Below are 15,297 nucleotides of genomic sequence, written 5' to 3' on the forward strand. Positions count from 1 at the left end.
TTCTTCTTTCGCGCTCGGTACCGTGGCCGCATGGTCAAATTCGGCGTCAACATGGTCGTCCCGGAGACCCGCGCGGCGTGGGTCGGCAAGTGCCGCAAGGCCGAAGACCTCGGGTTCGACGTGATCGGCGCGGCGGATCACCTCGGCATGGCACCGCCCTTCCCGGCGCTCGTGCTCGCCGCCGAGGTGACGAGCCGCCCCAGGCTCAACACCTTCGTCATCAACACGGCCTTCTACAACCCGGTGCTGCTCGCCCGCGACGTCACCGGCACCGACCAGTTCACCGAGGGCAGGCTGGAGCTCGGCCTGGGGGCCGGGTACGTGAAGGCCGAATTCGAAGCGGCGGGAATGGAGTTCCCCCGCGCCGGACAGCGCGTCGCCCACCTCGAAAAAACGATCAAAGAACTCAACCGGCTCTATGCCGACGAAAAGCACAAACCGGCCACCGTACAGAAACCGGGGCCGCCGCTGATGATCGCCGGCCGCGGCGACAGGCTGCTCACGCTCGCCGCCGAACACGCCGACATCATCGCGTTCACCGGCACGGCCGCCGTTCCCGACGGAGGAGAACTCGCCGTCGACGACGCCGCCGGAATCGCGGAGCGGGTGGACTTCGTCCGCGGAAAACTGAAGGGCCGTGCCGCCGAATTCAATATCCTCGCGCATTTCGTCGCCGTGGTCGAAGACCGGCGAGAGGGTTTGGAGAGCTTGCGAGAGCTGCTCGGGGGCAAGCTCACCGTCGACCAGCTCGCCGAACTTCCGACGGCGCTGGTCGGCACGCACGAGCAGATCGCCGAACAGATCCTGGCGCATCGCGAGCGGTTCGGGTTCACCTACTTCACCGTGCTGGAGCACAACATGGACGCGCTCGCACCGGTGATCGAGTTGTTGCGCGCCACATGATCGACGTACGCGGGCTCGGCGTCCAGGCCGGGGATCTCTGGTTGTTCGACGGCCTCGACTTCGAGGTCGATGCGGGCGAATGCGCGGTCATCGTCGGCCCCAACGGGGTGGGGAAATCGACCCTGTTGCGGTGTCTGTACGGCACGCAGACCCCGCAGCGCGGACGCGTCGTCGTCGCGGGCGGGAAACCCGACGAACGCGAGGTTTCCTTTCGCCGCAAGGTTTCCGTGCTGTTCGACGATTCCGATTTCTTCGCCGAACTGACTCCGCTTCAGCATCTCGAACTGCTGGAGGGCTCGTTCGGGGCCGATCTCGGCGATTTCGACGCGTTGCTGGCGGACGCGGGCCTCTCGGAACGCGCGAAGGTCACCGCGGGCAAGTTCTCCGCCGGGCAACGCCGTCGCCTGCTGCTGCTCGGCGCGACCGCGCGGCCGCACGACGTCCTGCTGCTCGACGAGCCCGAGCGGGCGCTCGACGTCGCGGGGAAGGAATGGCTGACGTGGTTGATCAAGCGCTCGACCGACGCCGGGGCGGCCGTCGTCGTGGCCACGCATCATCCGCCGCTGCTCGAAGCGGCCGACTCCACCCTCGAGTTGTGGTGACCACGAAAGCCCCCACGCATGTCCCGGGACGACAGCGATTCGGCGGGTTGTTCAACGGGGATTACCAGACCTTCCTGGCACTGTTCGGCTTCGGCGCGCTGTTCACCGCATTCCAGAACCTGCCGAAACTCCGCGACTTCCTTTTTGGACAGTCCGTTGTGGACTTCCCGGCGGTGTTCGGCCTGCTGGTGGTGCTGTGCGCGATGTTCTGGCGCAGCCTGCTCCGCCGCGGCTTCGTCTGGGCCGAGCCGGCGGCGCTGACCTGGATGGACTTCGCCCGCGTCGACAGGCGCCGTGTCGTCGTGAAGCGGATGTGGACGCTCTGGTCCGGGCTGGTCGTCGTGGTCGGCTACACCGGGGCGCTGGTCACCGCGATCGGTGGCGGGTCGAAGGACGTGTGGATCGCGATGTCGGCGTTGACCGCCTCCGGCGCGATCCTGGCCGCCGTCACCGCGCGGCGGACGGCGATCCGCGGGGAAACAGCCGGCCCGGTCGTACTCGCGCTGGCCGGTCTGGCGACGGCGTCCGCGGGGCTGGGCCCGATCGCGATCGAGGTGCTGGCAGGCGCGCTGTTCGTGGTGGCGGTGGCGGTGGCCTTCGGCGGCGAGCCGATGTCCGGGGTCGGGCGCCAGGAACTCGTCGACGGCTGGAACGCGCGGCTCCTGCGGGCGATGGCCGCGGTCTTCATGGACCCCATGCTGCTGATCCCGGAATCGAAGCCGGTGCCGTGGCTGACGCTGCGGCGTCCGACCACGCTGCGGCTCGCGTGGGCGGGCGTGCTCGGCCGGATGCGTTACGCGGCGGCCGGCGTGGTGATCGCTTGTCTGGTCGGTCTCGGGCATCTGGCCTTCTCGGCCGTCCCCGTGGTGCCGCTGTTCGCGCTCGGCGCGTACGCGGCGCTCGTGCCGTTCGTCGGCGGGCTCGGCGAACTGTGGCGCAATCCCGGCCGCAGGCGATGGCTTGGCGCGTCCGACTGGGAGTTGCGGCTGGTCAACGGCCTGGTGTTCGCCCTGCTCGGCCTCGGCTGGGGAGTGCTGCTCGGCCTGGTGACGCTGACCCTCGGGGTGACCCCGGCCTGGCCGGTGTGGCTCGCGATCCCGCTCGCCGTGGTCGCGGCGCTGCGGACGGCGACCCGGCCGCCGATGAACTATGACGTCGGCGGCGGCGCGGCCGGATTACAGGCCCTGCGAGGCGTGGACGTCCTGGCCGTCGGCACCGTCTTGCTCAGCGTGATCGCCTGAGGTCACCCGTTCCCGCGTTCGGATCATCCGGATACTCCGAATGCGGGTTACCCTCGATGCGACGAAAGGAGCACGAGTGGGCGGCGGGCACGCACCGGGAAAGGGACGGCGGGCGACCAGCGAGTTCCCCGCGGGCTGGACCGACGAGCAGATCATCGCGGTCATCAAGGACGTCGCGAACGATCCGAGCGAACCCCGCGTCAGACTGCCCAACGGCCGCTGGCGCTGTGCCGGCGAGCGCTACGGCGTGCATCTGATCGTGCTGGTCGAGGACAACGGCCACGTCAAAACGGGCTATCCGGTGGCGGGTCCCGGCGTGGTCCGCAATCCCGACACCGCGGCCGACCCGGCGAACCCGACCGTCGCCGACCTCGCCGCCGGCCGCATCAGCTTCTTCGGCGACAGCCTGCTCGACCAGATCGCCGACCGGATCACGCCGGACGTCCTGGCCTTCTACCGCACGCTGCACTGGTCCGGCGAGTGGGAAGAGCTGGCCGACGTCCTCGTCGCACACGCGATGAAGGAGAACCTGCGGCTCGGCGTGGACGAGTACGCCACCCTGGAAAGCCTGCTGAGCAGCTTCGACCTGCCGATCGACGGCTTCCTCTACCTGAACGACCGGGCACACGCCCTGGCCGCCCTTCGCCCCTAACTCGCCTCAGCGACCTGTTCGGTACTGCCCTCGGCCGCCGCGCGCAGCGAGTCCAGCGGCAGCCCGACGGCGTCCGCGATCGCCATCACCGTGAAGAAGGCGGGCGTCGGGATCCGGCCGGTCTCGATCTTGCGGAGTGTCTCCACCGAGATCCCCGCCTCCGCGGCGACCTCGACCATGCTCCGCGACGCCGACGCGCGCGCGTCCCGGAGCGCCAGCCCCAGCCGCTCGCCGCGTTCGCGTTCCTCGTCCGTCAACGGCACTCGCACCATGACGCCAATACTAATACCGGTCCGGCCAGGCGCACGCGAGTTGTCCCCACCAAGTTACCCCCAGCCTGTGGATAACTCTGTGCACAGGTCGTGGACAACCCCAAAGAAAAGGCCCCGCCGAGCCGAAGCTCGACGGGGCCACAATCCCTAGTGGCTTCAGGCGCCCGCGGGCACCGGAAGTGGGAGTCCGGGGAGGCTCTGGTCGTTCGGCACCTTGCCGTCGACGAGGAAGTCCTCCACGACCTTGTCCACACCCGCGTTGCCGCCGGCGTAGATACCGTGGTCGCCTTCGCCGGTCACCGTGATCATCCGCGAGCCGGCGAACGCGCGGTGCGCACGGGTCGCACCCTCGATCGGGGTCGCGGGGTCGTTCACCGACTGGACGATCAGCACCGGCGGGACGCCGCGGCCGTCGAGCTTCGGCAGGTCGACCGGCTTGTTCTTCCAGAAGATGCACGGCTGGATCAGCCAGCCGGCGCCGAGCAGCGGCAGGTCGCGGTCGATCAGCTTCTGCGACTGGCGGATGACGCTCTGCCGGTTGCCGGTCCACTTGCCCTCGTTGCAGGGGATGGTCCAGAAGCTGGCGTTGTAGGAGTCGCCGTCGGTCGGGACGAACAGCGGCTGCGGGCCGATGACGCCGTCACCGTCCACCGTCTCCGCCTTGACCTTCTGCGCGGCCGCCGACTTCTGCTGCTGCGTCGAGGTGCCTTCGGTCAGCGTCTTCAGGTTGACCAGGTAGTCGGCCAGCGCGGGGAAGTTGCGCTTCGAGTAGAGGTACCCCGCGATGGTCGAGTCGAGGGCGTTGGCCGAAACCGGGACGCCGTCCACCTCGACCGGGTTCTGCGTCAGCGCGAAGCGGACCTTCTCGTACGTCTGGCGCGCGGCTTCACCGGTCTTGCCGAAGCCGTAGACCTTGTCGTACTTGCCGATCCACGGCAGGAAGTCCTGACGCCAGCGGCGCTCGAAGCCGAGCGGCTGCCCGTCGAACGAGTTCTGCCAGGTGGTGGTGAACTCGGTCGAGGAGTCGAGCAGGAACTTGCCGGTCCGGGTCGGGAACTGCTGCGCGTAGTGCGCGCCCATCCAGGTGCCCGCCGAGTAGCCGACCCAGTTGATCTTGTCGCGGCCGAGGAGGACGCGCAGCAGGTCGATGTCGCGGATGGTCTGAGCGGTGTTGATGAGCGGGCCCAGCTCGCCGGACTTCACCTGGCAGGAGTCCGCCGCGTACTTGGTGGCGTCCAGGATCAGGTTGAGGTTCGCCCGGCTGCGGTCGCGCGGGTCGAGGTCGGAGCCGGTGCCGATCGCGTTGCCGCAGGTGATGTTGGTGCTCTTGCCGGTGCCGCGCGGGTCGAGACCGATGATCTCCTGGTTCGCGCGCAGCTTCGTCTGGTTACGCAGCCGGGCCGGGAAGTTACGGCCCGGAGCGCCGGGGCCACCCGGGTTCGTGATCACGCTGGCGGTCGCGTTGCCGCTGGTGGCGGCGAGGCGGCTGACGGCGATCGTCAGGTCGATGGCCTCGTTCGTCTTGTACCAGTTGCGCGGTGCGCGGTAGGTCGCGCACTCGATGTTCTCGGCCCCCGGAGGCGGCGCGGACGGCAGCTCACCGGCGGTGCACTTGTGCCAGTCCAGCTTCTGGTCCGCGTACTTCGCCGGAATGTTGGTGGAGTTCAGCGGCTGCTGCCGAGCAGCCTCCGGTCCTGCGAACGCAGGCGTGAACCCGGCCAGCATGGTGCCGGCGACAGCCGGGATCACCACCGCATAGCGGAGTTTCTTCATCCGATGCCCCTTTGATCTTGCGTGCGAAGTTCCTGTTCGCGACTTGCGGCTATTGATATCCGGCGGGGAGCGGGACGGCAACCGCCCTTCGTCGTATGGGGCGCCGCTGATCAAATCGATATCGGGCACGCGTGACCCGGGTGGGGGAGAGGTTCTAGGGTCATCGGGACCATCCGGGGGTACGGGAAACGTTAGGTGAGGTCCGATGGCGTCAGGTAAGGCAGACGGGAAGGTGAGGGGCTTTCAGTTCAGCCCCTGGAACCTCCTGTTGATCATCCCGTTGCTGGTACTGATCACGTCCTTGTTCAATTCGGACGGGCCGCGCGTGTTCGGGATGCCGTTCTTCTACTGGTTCCAATTCGTGTTCGTGGCCGTCGGCGTCCTGTGCACCTGGATCGTCTTCGTGATGACCAAGGACAAGCCGACCAGTGAGCGTCCCGACCGGCTGTCCGTGGACGAGCTCGACGAGGGGGACGCCAAGTGAGCAACATCCAATGGCCAGAGCTGATCATCTTCACGATCCTCTTCGCGGTGGTTACCGTGCTCGGCTTCGTCGCTTCGCGCTGGAAGGCCGGCAACACCCTCGACCACCTGGACGAATGGGGCCTCGGCGGCCGCAAGTTCGGTTCGTGGATCACCTGGTTCCTGCTCGGCGGTGACCTCTACACGGCGTACACGTTCGTCGCCGTCCCCGCGCTGATGTTCAGCGCCGGCGCGATGGGCATGTTCGCGCTGCCGTACACGATCATCGTCTACCCGATCGTGTTGATGCCGGCGCTGCGCATGTGGTCGGTTTCCCGCGTCCGCGGCTACGTCACCCCCGCCGACTTCGTCCGCGGCCGTTTCGGTTCGCCGACGCTGGCGTTGCTGATCGCGATCACCGGCATCATCGCGACGATGCCGTACATCGCGCTGCAGCTCGTCGGCCTCGAAGCGGTGCTGCGGACCATGGGCATCAACGGCTCCGGCGTCGTCGGCCACCTGCCGCTGCTGGTCGCCTTCATCATCCTGGCGGTCTACACCTACCAGTCCGGCCTTCGCGCGCCCGCGCTGATCGCGTTCGTCAAGGACATCCTGATCTACCTCGTGATCATCGTGGCGATCATCTACCTGCCCTCGAAGCTCGGCGGCTGGTCGGCGATCTTCGACGCGGCCGACGCCAAATTCGACAAGACGCCGTCCCAGGCGGACGGCATCCTGCTCAACGCCAACAACCAGTTGCAGTACGCGACACTGGCGCTCGGTTCGGCGCTCGCGCTGTTCCTGTACCCGCACTCGCTCACCAGCGTGCTCGCTTCGCGCGGCCGCAGCGTGATCAAGCGGAACATGGTCGCGCTCCCGGCGTACTCGCTGGTGCTGGGCCTGCTGGCGCTGCTCGGCTACGTCGCGATCAGCGCGTCGGTCTCGCCGATCACCAACAACGCCACCGGCAAGCCCGATACGAACACCGTCGTCCCGGTGTTGTTCGACTCGCAGTTCTCGTCGTGGTTCGCCGGGATCGCGTTCGCCGCGATCGGCATCGGCGCGCTGGTGCCCGCGGCGATCATGTCGATCGCGGCGGCCAACCTGTGGACCCGCAACATCTACAAGGAGTACATCAAGAAGGACGCGACGCCGCGCCAGGAAGCGAAGCAGGCCAAGCTCGCTTCGCTGATCGTGAAGTTCGGCGCGGTGGCGTTCATCCTGTTCATCGACCCGCAGTTCTCGATCGACCTCCAGCTCATCGGCGGCGTGCTGATCCTGCAGACGCTGCCGGCGGTCGCGATCTCGCTCTACACGCGGTGGTTCCACCGCTGGGGCCTGATCGCCGGCTGGGTGGTCGGCATCGGCTGGGGCTTGGTCATGCTCTACAACATCCCGAACGCGTCGACCGGCAAGGCGCACTTCGGTGGCTCGGCGCTGAAGCTCGGCGACCTGTCGATCTTCGGCTGGCACCCGCTCAGCGGGTCGCAGTTGCAGATCTACGTCGGTTTCGTGGCGCTGGCCGCGAACCTGCTGATCGCCGTGATCTTCACGGTGATCGCGCGGCAGATGAAGGTCTTCAACGGCACGGACGACACCGAAGCCGAGGACTACCACGCCGACGAGCACGACAAGGATCTCCGCGAGATCGGCGTCCACTGAGTCAGCTGTGAGAGGGGGCCGCGTCCTGCCGGGACGCGGCCCTTTTCGTTGAGGCGTCCGCGACGAGATAGAGCACGAGCCCGTTCAGCAGGTGCCACAGGAAGTGGGTGCCGGCGGGGAAGTTCCCGCACACCGTGTGGTCGGCCGTGCGGAACGAAAGGGACACCCCGAAGACGCCCGCGGCGACGGCGAATCTGCGGCGGTGCTCACCCTTGAGGATGACCGCGAAGATCACCAGGCCGATCAACGCCGAGAGGTACAGCCCGCCGCCCAGCGACGCGACAAGGGCGGTGAACGCGAGGAACACGGGGACGCCGATCCAGGACAGCCTGCGGCCGACGCCGAAGAACACGTGCGGGAACACGGCGGCGTAGTACAGGACGAACACCAGGATGAAACCGGTGTCGGCGGCCGCGGACCAGCGGGTGGCGAGCAGGTGGAAGGCCGTGCTGCCGAGGAACACCAGTCCGATGAGGACCGCGAGGACACGGCCGTTCGGTCGTCGCCAGACGGCGATCGCGGCGACCAGGAACGCGAGATTGCTGAGGCTGTTGAGCGGCTCACCCCAGAGGCCGGGGGCCAGGCGTTCGCAGTAGCCGTCGATGTACGCCGTCCAGTTCACCTCTCCAGATAACCGTGCCCACGTGAACTGCGGGTGTCGCCGGTCAGCAGGCCCGAACGCCGACGTGTCGCGAACGCCCACTTTCGCGTGTCTGGATGGACGACACGCGTGATTGGACAGACAGCACCCGTGTCCAGCCGGACGACTCGCGACGGAACTCGTCCGCCTCGCGTGTCGTCCATCCAGTCACGCGTGTCGTCCGTCGGATCACGCGTGTCGTCCACTCAGTCACGCGCACTGCCGTCTGAACCGTTCAGGGTGTCGCCGGTCAGCAGGCCTCCAGGCGTCGGGTCAGGAAGCGGCGTTGCGGCTCCGAGCAGGGCAGCGCGAGCGCTCGCCGATAGTGCTCCGCGGCTCGCACAGGATCGCCTGCCCGCAGCCACAGCGCGCCGAGTACGGCGGGCAGCAGGGTGTAGTCCGGCAGGTCGGCCTCGACGGCTTCGAGTTCGGCGATCCCGGCGACGGCACCGTCCACCATGGACAGAGCGATCGCGCGGTTCAGCCGCGCCACCGGCGACGGGCGCAGCGCCAGCAGGTCGTCGTACAGGCCGACGATCCGGCGCCAGTCGGGCGGCTGGGCCGTGCTGTGGCACAGTGCGATCGCCGCCTCGACGTGGTACGCCGACATCTCCGGCCCGGTGCACGCCCGTTCGAACTGCCGTGTCCCCTCGGCGATCATCGCGTGATCCCAGCGGTCGCGGTCCTGTTCGTCGAGCAGCAGCAGATCACCGTCGCGGTCGACCCGCGCGGGCAGCCTGCTCCCCTGCAACAGCATCAGCGCCACGAGCGCCCGCACCCTCGGCAGATCCGTCTTCGGCTCGGCGAGCAGCAGCCGTCCCAGCCGGATCGCCTCACCGCACAGCTCGCCGCGCACCGCGACCTCGCCGGCCGTCGCGTCGTAGCCTTCATTGAACAGCAGGTACAGCACGGCCAGCACACTGTCCACTCTGGACTCCAGTGCGTCCGGCCCCGGCAGGCTGAGCGGTTTCCCCGACGCGCGCAGCCACTTCTTCGCCCGCACGAGCCGCTGCGCCACCGTCGCCGGTTTCGTCAGCAAGGCCGCCGCGATCTCGTTCACCCCGAGCCCGCCGACGGTCTTCAGGGTCAGCGCCACCTGCGACACCATCGGCAGCGCGGGATGGCAGCACAGCAACATCAACACGAGTTCGTCGTCCGTGCGCCGATCGGCTTCGTAGCCGTCGAGCTCCACGAGCCGCGGCAGCAGCGCGCGCAGGGTCTGCTCGCGCCGGACGACGTCCATCGCCCGGTTCCGCGCGGCCCGGAACAGCCAGCCCCGCGGATTGTCCGGGATCCCGCACCGCGGCCAGGTGCGCAGCGCCTGTTCCAGCGCGTCGGCGACGGCCTCTTCGGCCAGGTCCAGCCGTTCGGGGCCGAGCGCCCTGGCCAGCGTGGCGACGATCCGCCCGGCACTGTGCCGGAACAGATGCTCCACCACGCCGGCCGGGCGGCTCATGACGACTCTGCCTTCGGCATCATTCCTCGCAACCGCGTTCGCCGACCTTGCGTACCTCGATCGGCCCGAACTCCAGATGCGGATGCGTCGCGAAGATCTTCTCCGCCTGGTCGAGGTCCGCGGCCTCGATCACCTGGTAGCCGCCGACGATCTCGGTGGCCTCGGTGTGCGGTCCGTCGGTCGCGCCTCCGGAACCACGCAGCACCCGGCCGCTCTTCGACAGCCCGCCGCCGTCGACGAAGCGGCCTTCCTTCGTGCGCTCCTCCGCCCAGGCCAGGTAGTTCTCGAGCACACGTTGCGCTTCGTCAGGGCCGAGGTGGTCGTGCGAGTCCTTCGTGGCGCGGATGAAACCGATGTAGTGGGGCATGGCGTCCTCCTTGGGATCGATGGTCCCTAGACGAACAAGCGCTCCGCGAATCGACATCATCCGAACAGGTCACAGCTCCAGCCGCCAGGTCTGGCCGGTCAGCTCGTAACCGAAGCCCTCGATCGTCTCTTCGCCGACCAGCCGGAAACCCGCCTTCCGGTAGATCGCCCTCGCCGCGTCCAGCAGTGAGACCGTCCAGAGTTCCATCGCCGGGTAGCCGGACGCCCTCGCGAACTCGACGCACTCGCTGACCAGGCGTTTCCCGACGCCGCGGCCACGCGCGGCCGGTTCGAGGAGCAGCATCCGCAGCTTCGCGGTGATGCCGTCTTCGGCGGGCATGCAGAAGATGCTGCCGACGCGTTCCCCGTCGAGTTCGGCGATCCAGCCCGCTTGGCGAGGGTCGCCGCGCCTGTCGACGTACTCGGCGACGACGCGGGCGACGAGCGCTTCGAAGCGTTCGTCCCAGCCGTATTCGCGGGAGTACAGGGCGCCGTGGCGGTGGACCACCCAGCCGAAGTCGCCGGGCCGGGGCGGGCGGAGGACGAGCGTGGGATTCGGGGCGCGCTCGCCGACCAGCGAGGTGATCGTGTCCATGGCGCCGAGCAGCCGATCTTGCTCGTCTTCGCCGAACTTGCCGAGCAGCGAGCCGATCCTGCCGACCGAGCGTTGGTCGAGGACGGCGAAGGCCTTGCGGCCGTCTTCGGTCAGCCGGACGATCTGACGGCGGGCGTCCTCGTCGCTGCGCTCGCGAGTGAGGAGGCCTCGCCCCTCGAGCCTCGCGAGCAGCCTGCTCGCGTATCCGGCGTCGAGGTCGAGACGTTTGCGCAGGTCGGTGACCTGGGTGGGGTCCTGCTGTGCGAGTTCGAAGAGGACCCTGGCTTCGCTCAGGGAGTACTCGGCGTCGGCCGGTCCTTCGTCGAGGACGCCGATCACGCCGGTGTACAGGCGGTTGAAGGCCCGGACGGTCGCCACCCGGTCCGCGGAACGATTCATTTGACCACCTCAACAGATTCGTTGACTAGGTCAAGTGTTACTCCACCGAGCGGTGAAGGCAAGAAATCTTTCCGGGGGTGGACATATGGAAACCCCGTGATGCTGCCAGGTCGGGGGTCCGCCAGCATCACGGGGTCGTAGTGGGTATCGACGCCACGTTCAGCGGCGTTACACCTCACGCACTATGTGTCGTAGGTCACTCGAATGGGCGACACCTACAACGGTTGTTGTCGGGTCAGCGCATGTGCGTGTGACGCGCCTGGGAGATAGCGATGAGCTCCTGACGAACGGTCGCGGTGGCCGCGGTGTCGATCGCCCGGTTCAGGGCCCGGCGAGTGCGAGCCTCGGCGCGACGGGCACGGAGCTTGGCGGCGATGTTGTTCATCGGTTTTTGTCATCCCCTTGGGAGTAGATCTTGCGTCTTCGTGGCTGTGCTTCTAGTATGCACCCTTTTTCACAAGGAAGCCAACGATTATCCGGTGACTTGGCACACCTGCCGATGAATCATCGGCAACAAGAGCGTAAAACCGGAGAGATTTGGTGGTGCCGGTCACTTCTTGGTAACGCTGGAGGTCTCTAGCGTCTGGCCTATACAGCGGAAGAGGGCGCGATGAAGCGGCGGTAGGACTCTCTACCGCTTTCTAGCGCTGAGGCGATAAAGCCGCAGAGGGGCTTAGTCGCTGTCCTGCCTGTAAGTGATGTTCGCGGTGATGCTGTGGACGGGCCGGGTGGACCGACCCGGAGGCGAGAGCAAAGGTCCCTTGCTCTCTTGCGCGGTGACCGTGTGGATTTCGGGACATCTGACGCCCCAAAATCCACACAGTCAGCGATGGTCCTGACAGTGAGTGAGAGGTGTGTGGATACAGGGACACTCAACGTCCCTATATCCACACACCCCCTCCCGCGAGAGCAAAGGTCCCCCGCTCCCTTTCCGCAGGTCAGCACACCGGCGATAAAGCCTGAGAGAGGCTTAGTCCCGGCCGAGCAGGTAGTGGCCGAAGTGCGGGACGGTGAAGGCGATGTGGCCGCGCTCGGCGGAGTACACGAGGCCCTTCTTCATCAGGCTGTCCCGCGCCGGTGACAGCGACGAAGGCTTGCGTCCCAGGTAGACGGCCACATCGGCGGTGCCGGCGGACTCGTCCTTGCCCTGGGTCAGCTCGGCCATCGCGAGCAGGTACTCACGCTCGGCGGGCGTCGCGCGTTCGTACCGGGAGCCGAAGAAGCCGACCGCGAGCTCCGATTCGGCCTCCGGCGCGGCGACCTGGACGTCCTTCACGGTGATGGGGTCGGCGGGCGCGGCATCCCAGGCGGCTTTGCCGTACGCCTGGATGAAGTACGGGTATCCGCCCGACGCGTCGAACAGGGCGTCCAGCGCCTCCGGTTCGATGCCCGCGTCCTCGCGTTCGATGGGCGCCATCACCGCGAGGTCGGCGTCTTCGCGATCGAGCCTGTCGATGCGCGCGTAGCGGAACAGGCGCTCCGAGTACGACTTCGACGCCGAAAGGACCGCGGGCACGTGCGGCAGCCCCGCGCCGACCACGACCAGCGGCGCCCCGGACTGCGAGAGCTCGTGGCAGGCGGCGCAGAGCGCGGAGACGTCCTCGGGCAGCAAGTCCTGGATCTCGTCGATCAGCAGCGCGACCCCGGTGCCGACGTCGGCCGCCAGCTCCGCGACCTCGGTGAACAGCTCGACCAGGTCGATCTCGATGTCACCCGAATCGGCGCGCCCCTGCGCGGCGGGCACGTCGATGCCGGGTTGCCAGCGGTCGCGGAGCTTCGCGTCCGGTTTGTTGGCGCGCAGCGCGAACGCCTTGAGCACGCCGAGCACCTGCTCGACCCGGTCCGGCGCGCGATGGCGCACGGCGAGGTCGCGGATCGCGCGATGCAACGCGGCCGAAAGCGGCCGCCTGAGCTCGGTGTCCGGGCGGGCTTCGATCTTGCCCGCACCCCAGCCGTGCTTGATGGCCCGCGAGCGCAGCTCGCCCAGCAGCACGGTCTTCCCCACGCCACGCAGGCCGGTCAGCATCAGGCTGCGTTCGGGTCTCCCGCGGGCGACCCGTTCGAGCACGACCTCGAAGGCCTGGAGCTCGCGCACGCGGCCTGCCAGCTCGGGCGGCCGTTGACCGGCGCCCGGGGCGAAGGGGTTGCGGATGGGATCCACTCTCACACGCTATCGGCGTTTCTAGCGTGGAGCCGATATTCCGCCATAGAGGGATAGGCGTGTCGCGCCGGGTTACGCCGACCGGCGTGCAATGAAGGGGCCTTTCATAGCAAATTTTGCCATGAAAGCGTCCTTCATAGCGTCCTGGTGGCTCCGAACGGACGGGTCTGCAGCCCCGCCCCTCGGTCTTAGTCGCGCAGGTTGCGCTCGGCGTAGACAGCCATCGCGTCACGGATGTACTCCGCGGTGCCCGCGCCGTGCTTCTCGTCGTACTGCCCGTAGCGCGGGTCGTCGACGTACAGCTGCCCGAGACCGGCGAAGTAGCCCTTCGACACGGCCCGCACGGCCGGCCGGAGCCACTCGTACAGCCGCTGCGTGATCGCCTGGGCCTCGTCGCCGTCGGCGGGCAGGCCCTTGGCGTGCGCTTCGCCGAAGGCCGCCGCGATGTCCTTCTGTTCCTGCTGGTGCGCCTTCTTGTCCTCGGCGCTCAGCGACTTCCACCACCGGTCCCCCTGCTTGTAGGCGTCGGCGCCCCAGCGTTCGGTGACCTCCTTCTCGTACTTCGTATGGTCGAAGCCGTCGAACACTTCCGTTGCCATCAGTTGTTCACCTCTTTCTGTCTTCTTCAAGGTCGTCCTGACCGATTCGATCTGCCGTCCGAGCCGCTGTCGCTCCTGCTCCAGCCACTTCAGGTGCGTGCGTAGTGCCGCTGTCGTGTCCTGCTCTCCTTCGAGCACTTCGCCGATCGCGGGCAGGCTCAGCCCGAGTTCGCGAAGCAGCAGGATCCGTTGCAGCCGCACCAGCGCGTCCTGGTCGTAGTAGCGGTATCCGTTGCTCCCCACCCGGCTCGGTTCGAGCAGCCCGATGTCGCCGTAGTGGCGCAGCGTGCGGCTCGTGGTCCCGGCCGAGCGGGCGATGTCCTGGATCGACCACTCCGTCTCGTTCGGCATGTCCACGAAGGTAGAGGTTGACGTTGCGTCAAAGTCAATCGAAGTTCACCCGACCGTGGCATGGTTCACGAATGAAGACATTCGCGCTGGTCATGGCCGCTGCGCTGACCTTGACGACGGCCGGGGTCGCCGACGCACACCCGCGTCGCGCCTTCGACATCCAGGCCCACCGCGGCGGGCTCGGCCTCACGGTCGAGAGCACGCTCGCGTCGTTCGGCAAGGCGATGGAGCTGGGGGTGACCACGCTCGAACTCGACCTCCAGATCACCAAGGACGGTCGCGAGGTGATCACCCACGACCGCAAGACGACACCCGCGAAGTGCCGCGACACTGCGCCCGCGACGCCCGGCGACCCGGCGTACCCGTATGTCGGCAAATACGTGAAGGACCTGACGTTCGCGCAGGTCCGCACGCTCGACTGCGGGTCGATCCGCCAGCCCGCGCATCCCGGCCAGACGCTCTCCCCCGGCGCCAAGATGCCGACGCTCGCCGAGCTGTTCCAGCTGGCCAGGGACCACCGGGCCTGGGGAATCAAGTTCAACATCGAGACGAAGGTCGAGGCCGCCGCGCCGCACGAGACCGCGCCGCGTGAGCAGTTCGTCCAGCGGGCGGTGCGCGAGATCGTGCGTGGAGGGTTCGCGCACAACGTCTCGATCCAGAGCTTCGACTGGGGCGCGCTGATGCGTTTTCGCGAGGTCGCGCCCTGGCTCCCGACGGTCGCGCTGACCCAGCCCGAGTTCCTGCAGGTGGGGCAGCCCGGCAAGTCGCCGTGGCTCGGCGGGCTCGACATCGACGACTTCGGTGGCAACCCCGTCCGCGCGGTGAAGTCGTTCGGCGCGAAGGCGCTCTCGCCGGTGCACGGCAACCCGCAGGGCGGCAAGGTCGGCGACCCGGACTACCGGCCGTTCACGACGAAGGCGCTGGTCACCGAGGCGCATCGCGCGGGGATCAAGGTCGTGCCCTGGACCATCAATGACCCGGCCACCATGCACAAACTGATCGACGACGGGGTCGACGGCATCATCACCGACTATCCCGACCGCCTGCGGGAGGTCGCGGCCGACCGCGGCTTCAAGCTGCCGAAGGCGTATCGGGCACGCTAGGGAAATCTAGGCCCGTCTAGTACCAGAGAAATATTCTCGGATACTCCGTTAGCGCGGTTC

General features: G+C 67.7%; 16 protein-coding genes. 7 read left to right on the forward strand and 9 right to left on the reverse strand.

Going from position 1 to position 15,297, the window contains the following annotated elements:
- The first annotated feature begins 30 nt into the window (after positions 1–30).
- From DMH03_RS05030 to DMH03_RS05045, 4 genes are all read left to right on the forward strand, one after another.
- On the forward strand, positions 31–903 hold the full coding sequence (locus tag DMH03_RS05030) for an LLM class F420-dependent oxidoreductase (protein WP_125790785.1): 873 nt from the start codon (positions 31–33) through the stop codon (positions 901–903).
- Entirely contained in the window at positions 900–1,505 is a 606-nt protein-coding gene (locus tag DMH03_RS05035; RefSeq protein ID WP_125790786.1) for an ABC transporter ATP-binding protein, read from the forward strand. Before DMH03_RS05030 ends, DMH03_RS05035 begins: the two co-directional genes overlap by 4 nt.
- Complete coding sequence (locus DMH03_RS05040; RefSeq protein ID WP_125790787.1) at positions 1,499–2,746, forward strand: DUF6297 family protein; 1,248 nt, start codon at positions 1,499–1,501, stop codon at positions 2,744–2,746. Before DMH03_RS05035 ends, DMH03_RS05040 begins: the two co-directional genes overlap by 7 nt.
- A 76-nt stretch (positions 2,747–2,822) precedes the next feature.
- Positions 2,823–3,398 carry an EndoU domain-containing protein gene (locus DMH03_RS05045; protein ID WP_125790788.1) on the forward strand — a complete coding sequence of 192 codons (576 nt, stop codon included), beginning with the start codon at positions 2,823–2,825 and terminating at the stop codon, positions 3,396–3,398.
- Here DMH03_RS05045 and DMH03_RS05050 read toward each other — a convergent pair.
- Positions 3,395–3,670 (reverse strand): helix-turn-helix domain-containing protein, encoded by a 276-nt coding sequence (locus DMH03_RS05050; RefSeq protein ID WP_125790789.1) that lies wholly within the window; start codon positions 3,668–3,670, stop codon positions 3,395–3,397. The genes DMH03_RS05045 and DMH03_RS05050 overlap by 4 nt on opposite strands.
- 156 nt (positions 3,671–3,826) lie before the next feature.
- Positions 3,827–5,443 (reverse strand): alpha/beta hydrolase, encoded by a 1,617-nt coding sequence (locus DMH03_RS05055; RefSeq protein WP_125790790.1) that lies wholly within the window; start codon positions 5,441–5,443, stop codon positions 3,827–3,829.
- Between the two features lie 205 nt (positions 5,444–5,648).
- Here DMH03_RS05055 and DMH03_RS05060 point away from each other — a divergent pair, with 205 nt between their 5' ends.
- Complete coding sequence (locus tag DMH03_RS05060) at positions 5,649–5,927, forward strand: DUF3311 domain-containing protein (protein ID WP_199746190.1); 279 nt, start codon at positions 5,649–5,651, stop codon at positions 5,925–5,927.
- Complete coding sequence (gene mctP, locus DMH03_RS05065) at positions 5,924–7,567, forward strand: monocarboxylate uptake permease MctP (protein WP_125790791.1); 1,644 nt, start codon at positions 5,924–5,926, stop codon at positions 7,565–7,567. Before DMH03_RS05060 ends, mctP begins: the two co-directional genes overlap by 4 nt.
- Position 7,568: 1 nt before the next feature.
- Here mctP and DMH03_RS05070 read toward each other — a convergent pair whose 3' ends face one another.
- From DMH03_RS05070 to DMH03_RS05095, 7 genes are all read right to left on the reverse strand, one after another.
- Complete coding sequence (locus tag DMH03_RS05070; RefSeq protein WP_125790792.1) at positions 7,569–8,189, reverse strand: hypothetical protein; 621 nt, start codon at positions 8,187–8,189, stop codon at positions 7,569–7,571.
- 268 nt (positions 8,190–8,457) lie between these two features.
- Positions 8,458–9,663 (reverse strand): RNA polymerase sigma factor, encoded by a 1,206-nt coding sequence (locus DMH03_RS05075; protein ID WP_125790793.1) that lies wholly within the window; start codon positions 9,661–9,663, stop codon positions 8,458–8,460.
- A 19-nt stretch (positions 9,664–9,682) separates the two neighbouring features.
- The gene (locus DMH03_RS05080) at positions 9,683–10,030 is read right to left on the reverse strand and encodes a YciI family protein (protein ID WP_125790794.1); all 348 of its coding nucleotides are present in this window, start codon (positions 10,028–10,030) and stop codon (positions 9,683–9,685) included.
- Between the two features lie 69 nt (positions 10,031–10,099).
- Positions 10,100–11,023, reverse strand: a complete 924-nt coding sequence (locus tag DMH03_RS05085; RefSeq protein WP_125790795.1) for a helix-turn-helix domain-containing GNAT family N-acetyltransferase — start codon at positions 11,021–11,023, stop codon at positions 10,100–10,102.
- Between the two features lie 235 nt (positions 11,024–11,258).
- Complete coding sequence (locus DMH03_RS42260; RefSeq protein ID WP_007032374.1) at positions 11,259–11,408, reverse strand: hypothetical protein; 150 nt, start codon at positions 11,406–11,408, stop codon at positions 11,259–11,261.
- Between the two features lie 585 nt (positions 11,409–11,993).
- Complete coding sequence (locus tag DMH03_RS05090; protein ID WP_125790796.1) at positions 11,994–13,184, reverse strand: ATP-binding protein; 1,191 nt, start codon at positions 13,182–13,184, stop codon at positions 11,994–11,996.
- 188 nt (positions 13,185–13,372) lie between these two features.
- Entirely contained in the window at positions 13,373–14,134 is a 762-nt protein-coding gene (locus DMH03_RS05095) for a MerR family transcriptional regulator (protein WP_199748675.1), read from the reverse strand.
- A gap of 71 nt (positions 14,135–14,205) precedes the next feature.
- Here DMH03_RS05095 and DMH03_RS05100 point away from each other — a divergent pair, with 71 nt between their 5' ends.
- Positions 14,206–15,237 (forward strand): glycerophosphodiester phosphodiesterase family protein, encoded by a 1,032-nt coding sequence (locus tag DMH03_RS05100; RefSeq protein ID WP_125790798.1) that lies wholly within the window; start codon positions 14,206–14,208, stop codon positions 15,235–15,237.
- The last annotated feature ends 60 nt before the right edge of the window (positions 15,238–15,297 follow it).

This window comes from Amycolatopsis sp. WAC 01376 (assembly GCF_003947415.1).
In the GTDB taxonomy this organism is placed as follows: Bacteria; Actinomycetota; Actinomycetes; order Mycobacteriales; family Pseudonocardiaceae; genus Amycolatopsis.

Bases quoted from the DNA above. Each gene is read 5' to 3' on its own strand.
- DMH03_RS05030 (WP_125790785.1), top strand. From the start codon at position 31: ATGGTCAAATTCGGCGTCAACATGGTCGTCCCGGAGACCCGCGCGGCG.
- DMH03_RS42260 (WP_007032374.1), bottom strand. From the start codon at position 11,408: ATGAACAACATCGCCGCCAAGCTCCGTGCCCGTCGCGCCGAGGCTCGC.
- DMH03_RS05035 (WP_125790786.1), top strand. From the start codon at position 900: ATGATCGACGTACGCGGGCTCGGCGTCCAGGCCGGGGATCTCTGGTTG.
- DMH03_RS05085 (WP_125790795.1), bottom strand. From the start codon at position 11,023: ATGAATCGTTCCGCGGACCGGGTGGCGACCGTCCGGGCCTTCAACCGC.
- DMH03_RS05095 (WP_199748675.1), bottom strand. From the start codon at position 14,134: ATGCCGAACGAGACGGAGTGGTCGATCCAGGACATCGCCCGCTCGGCC.
- DMH03_RS05100 (WP_125790798.1), top strand. From the start codon at position 14,206: ATGAAGACATTCGCGCTGGTCATGGCCGCTGCGCTGACCTTGACGACG.
- DMH03_RS05075 (WP_125790793.1), bottom strand. From the start codon at position 9,663: ATGAGCCGCCCGGCCGGCGTGGTGGAGCATCTGTTCCGGCACAGTGCC.
- DMH03_RS05060 (WP_199746190.1), top strand. From the start codon at position 5,649: ATGGCGTCAGGTAAGGCAGACGGGAAGGTGAGGGGCTTTCAGTTCAGC.
- DMH03_RS05050 (WP_125790789.1), bottom strand. From the start codon at position 3,670: ATGGTGCGAGTGCCGTTGACGGACGAGGAACGCGAACGCGGCGAGCGG.
- DMH03_RS05055 (WP_125790790.1), bottom strand. From the start codon at position 5,443: ATGAAGAAACTCCGCTATGCGGTGGTGATCCCGGCTGTCGCCGGCACC.
- DMH03_RS05080 (WP_125790794.1), bottom strand. From the start codon at position 10,030: ATGCCCCACTACATCGGTTTCATCCGCGCCACGAAGGACTCGCACGAC.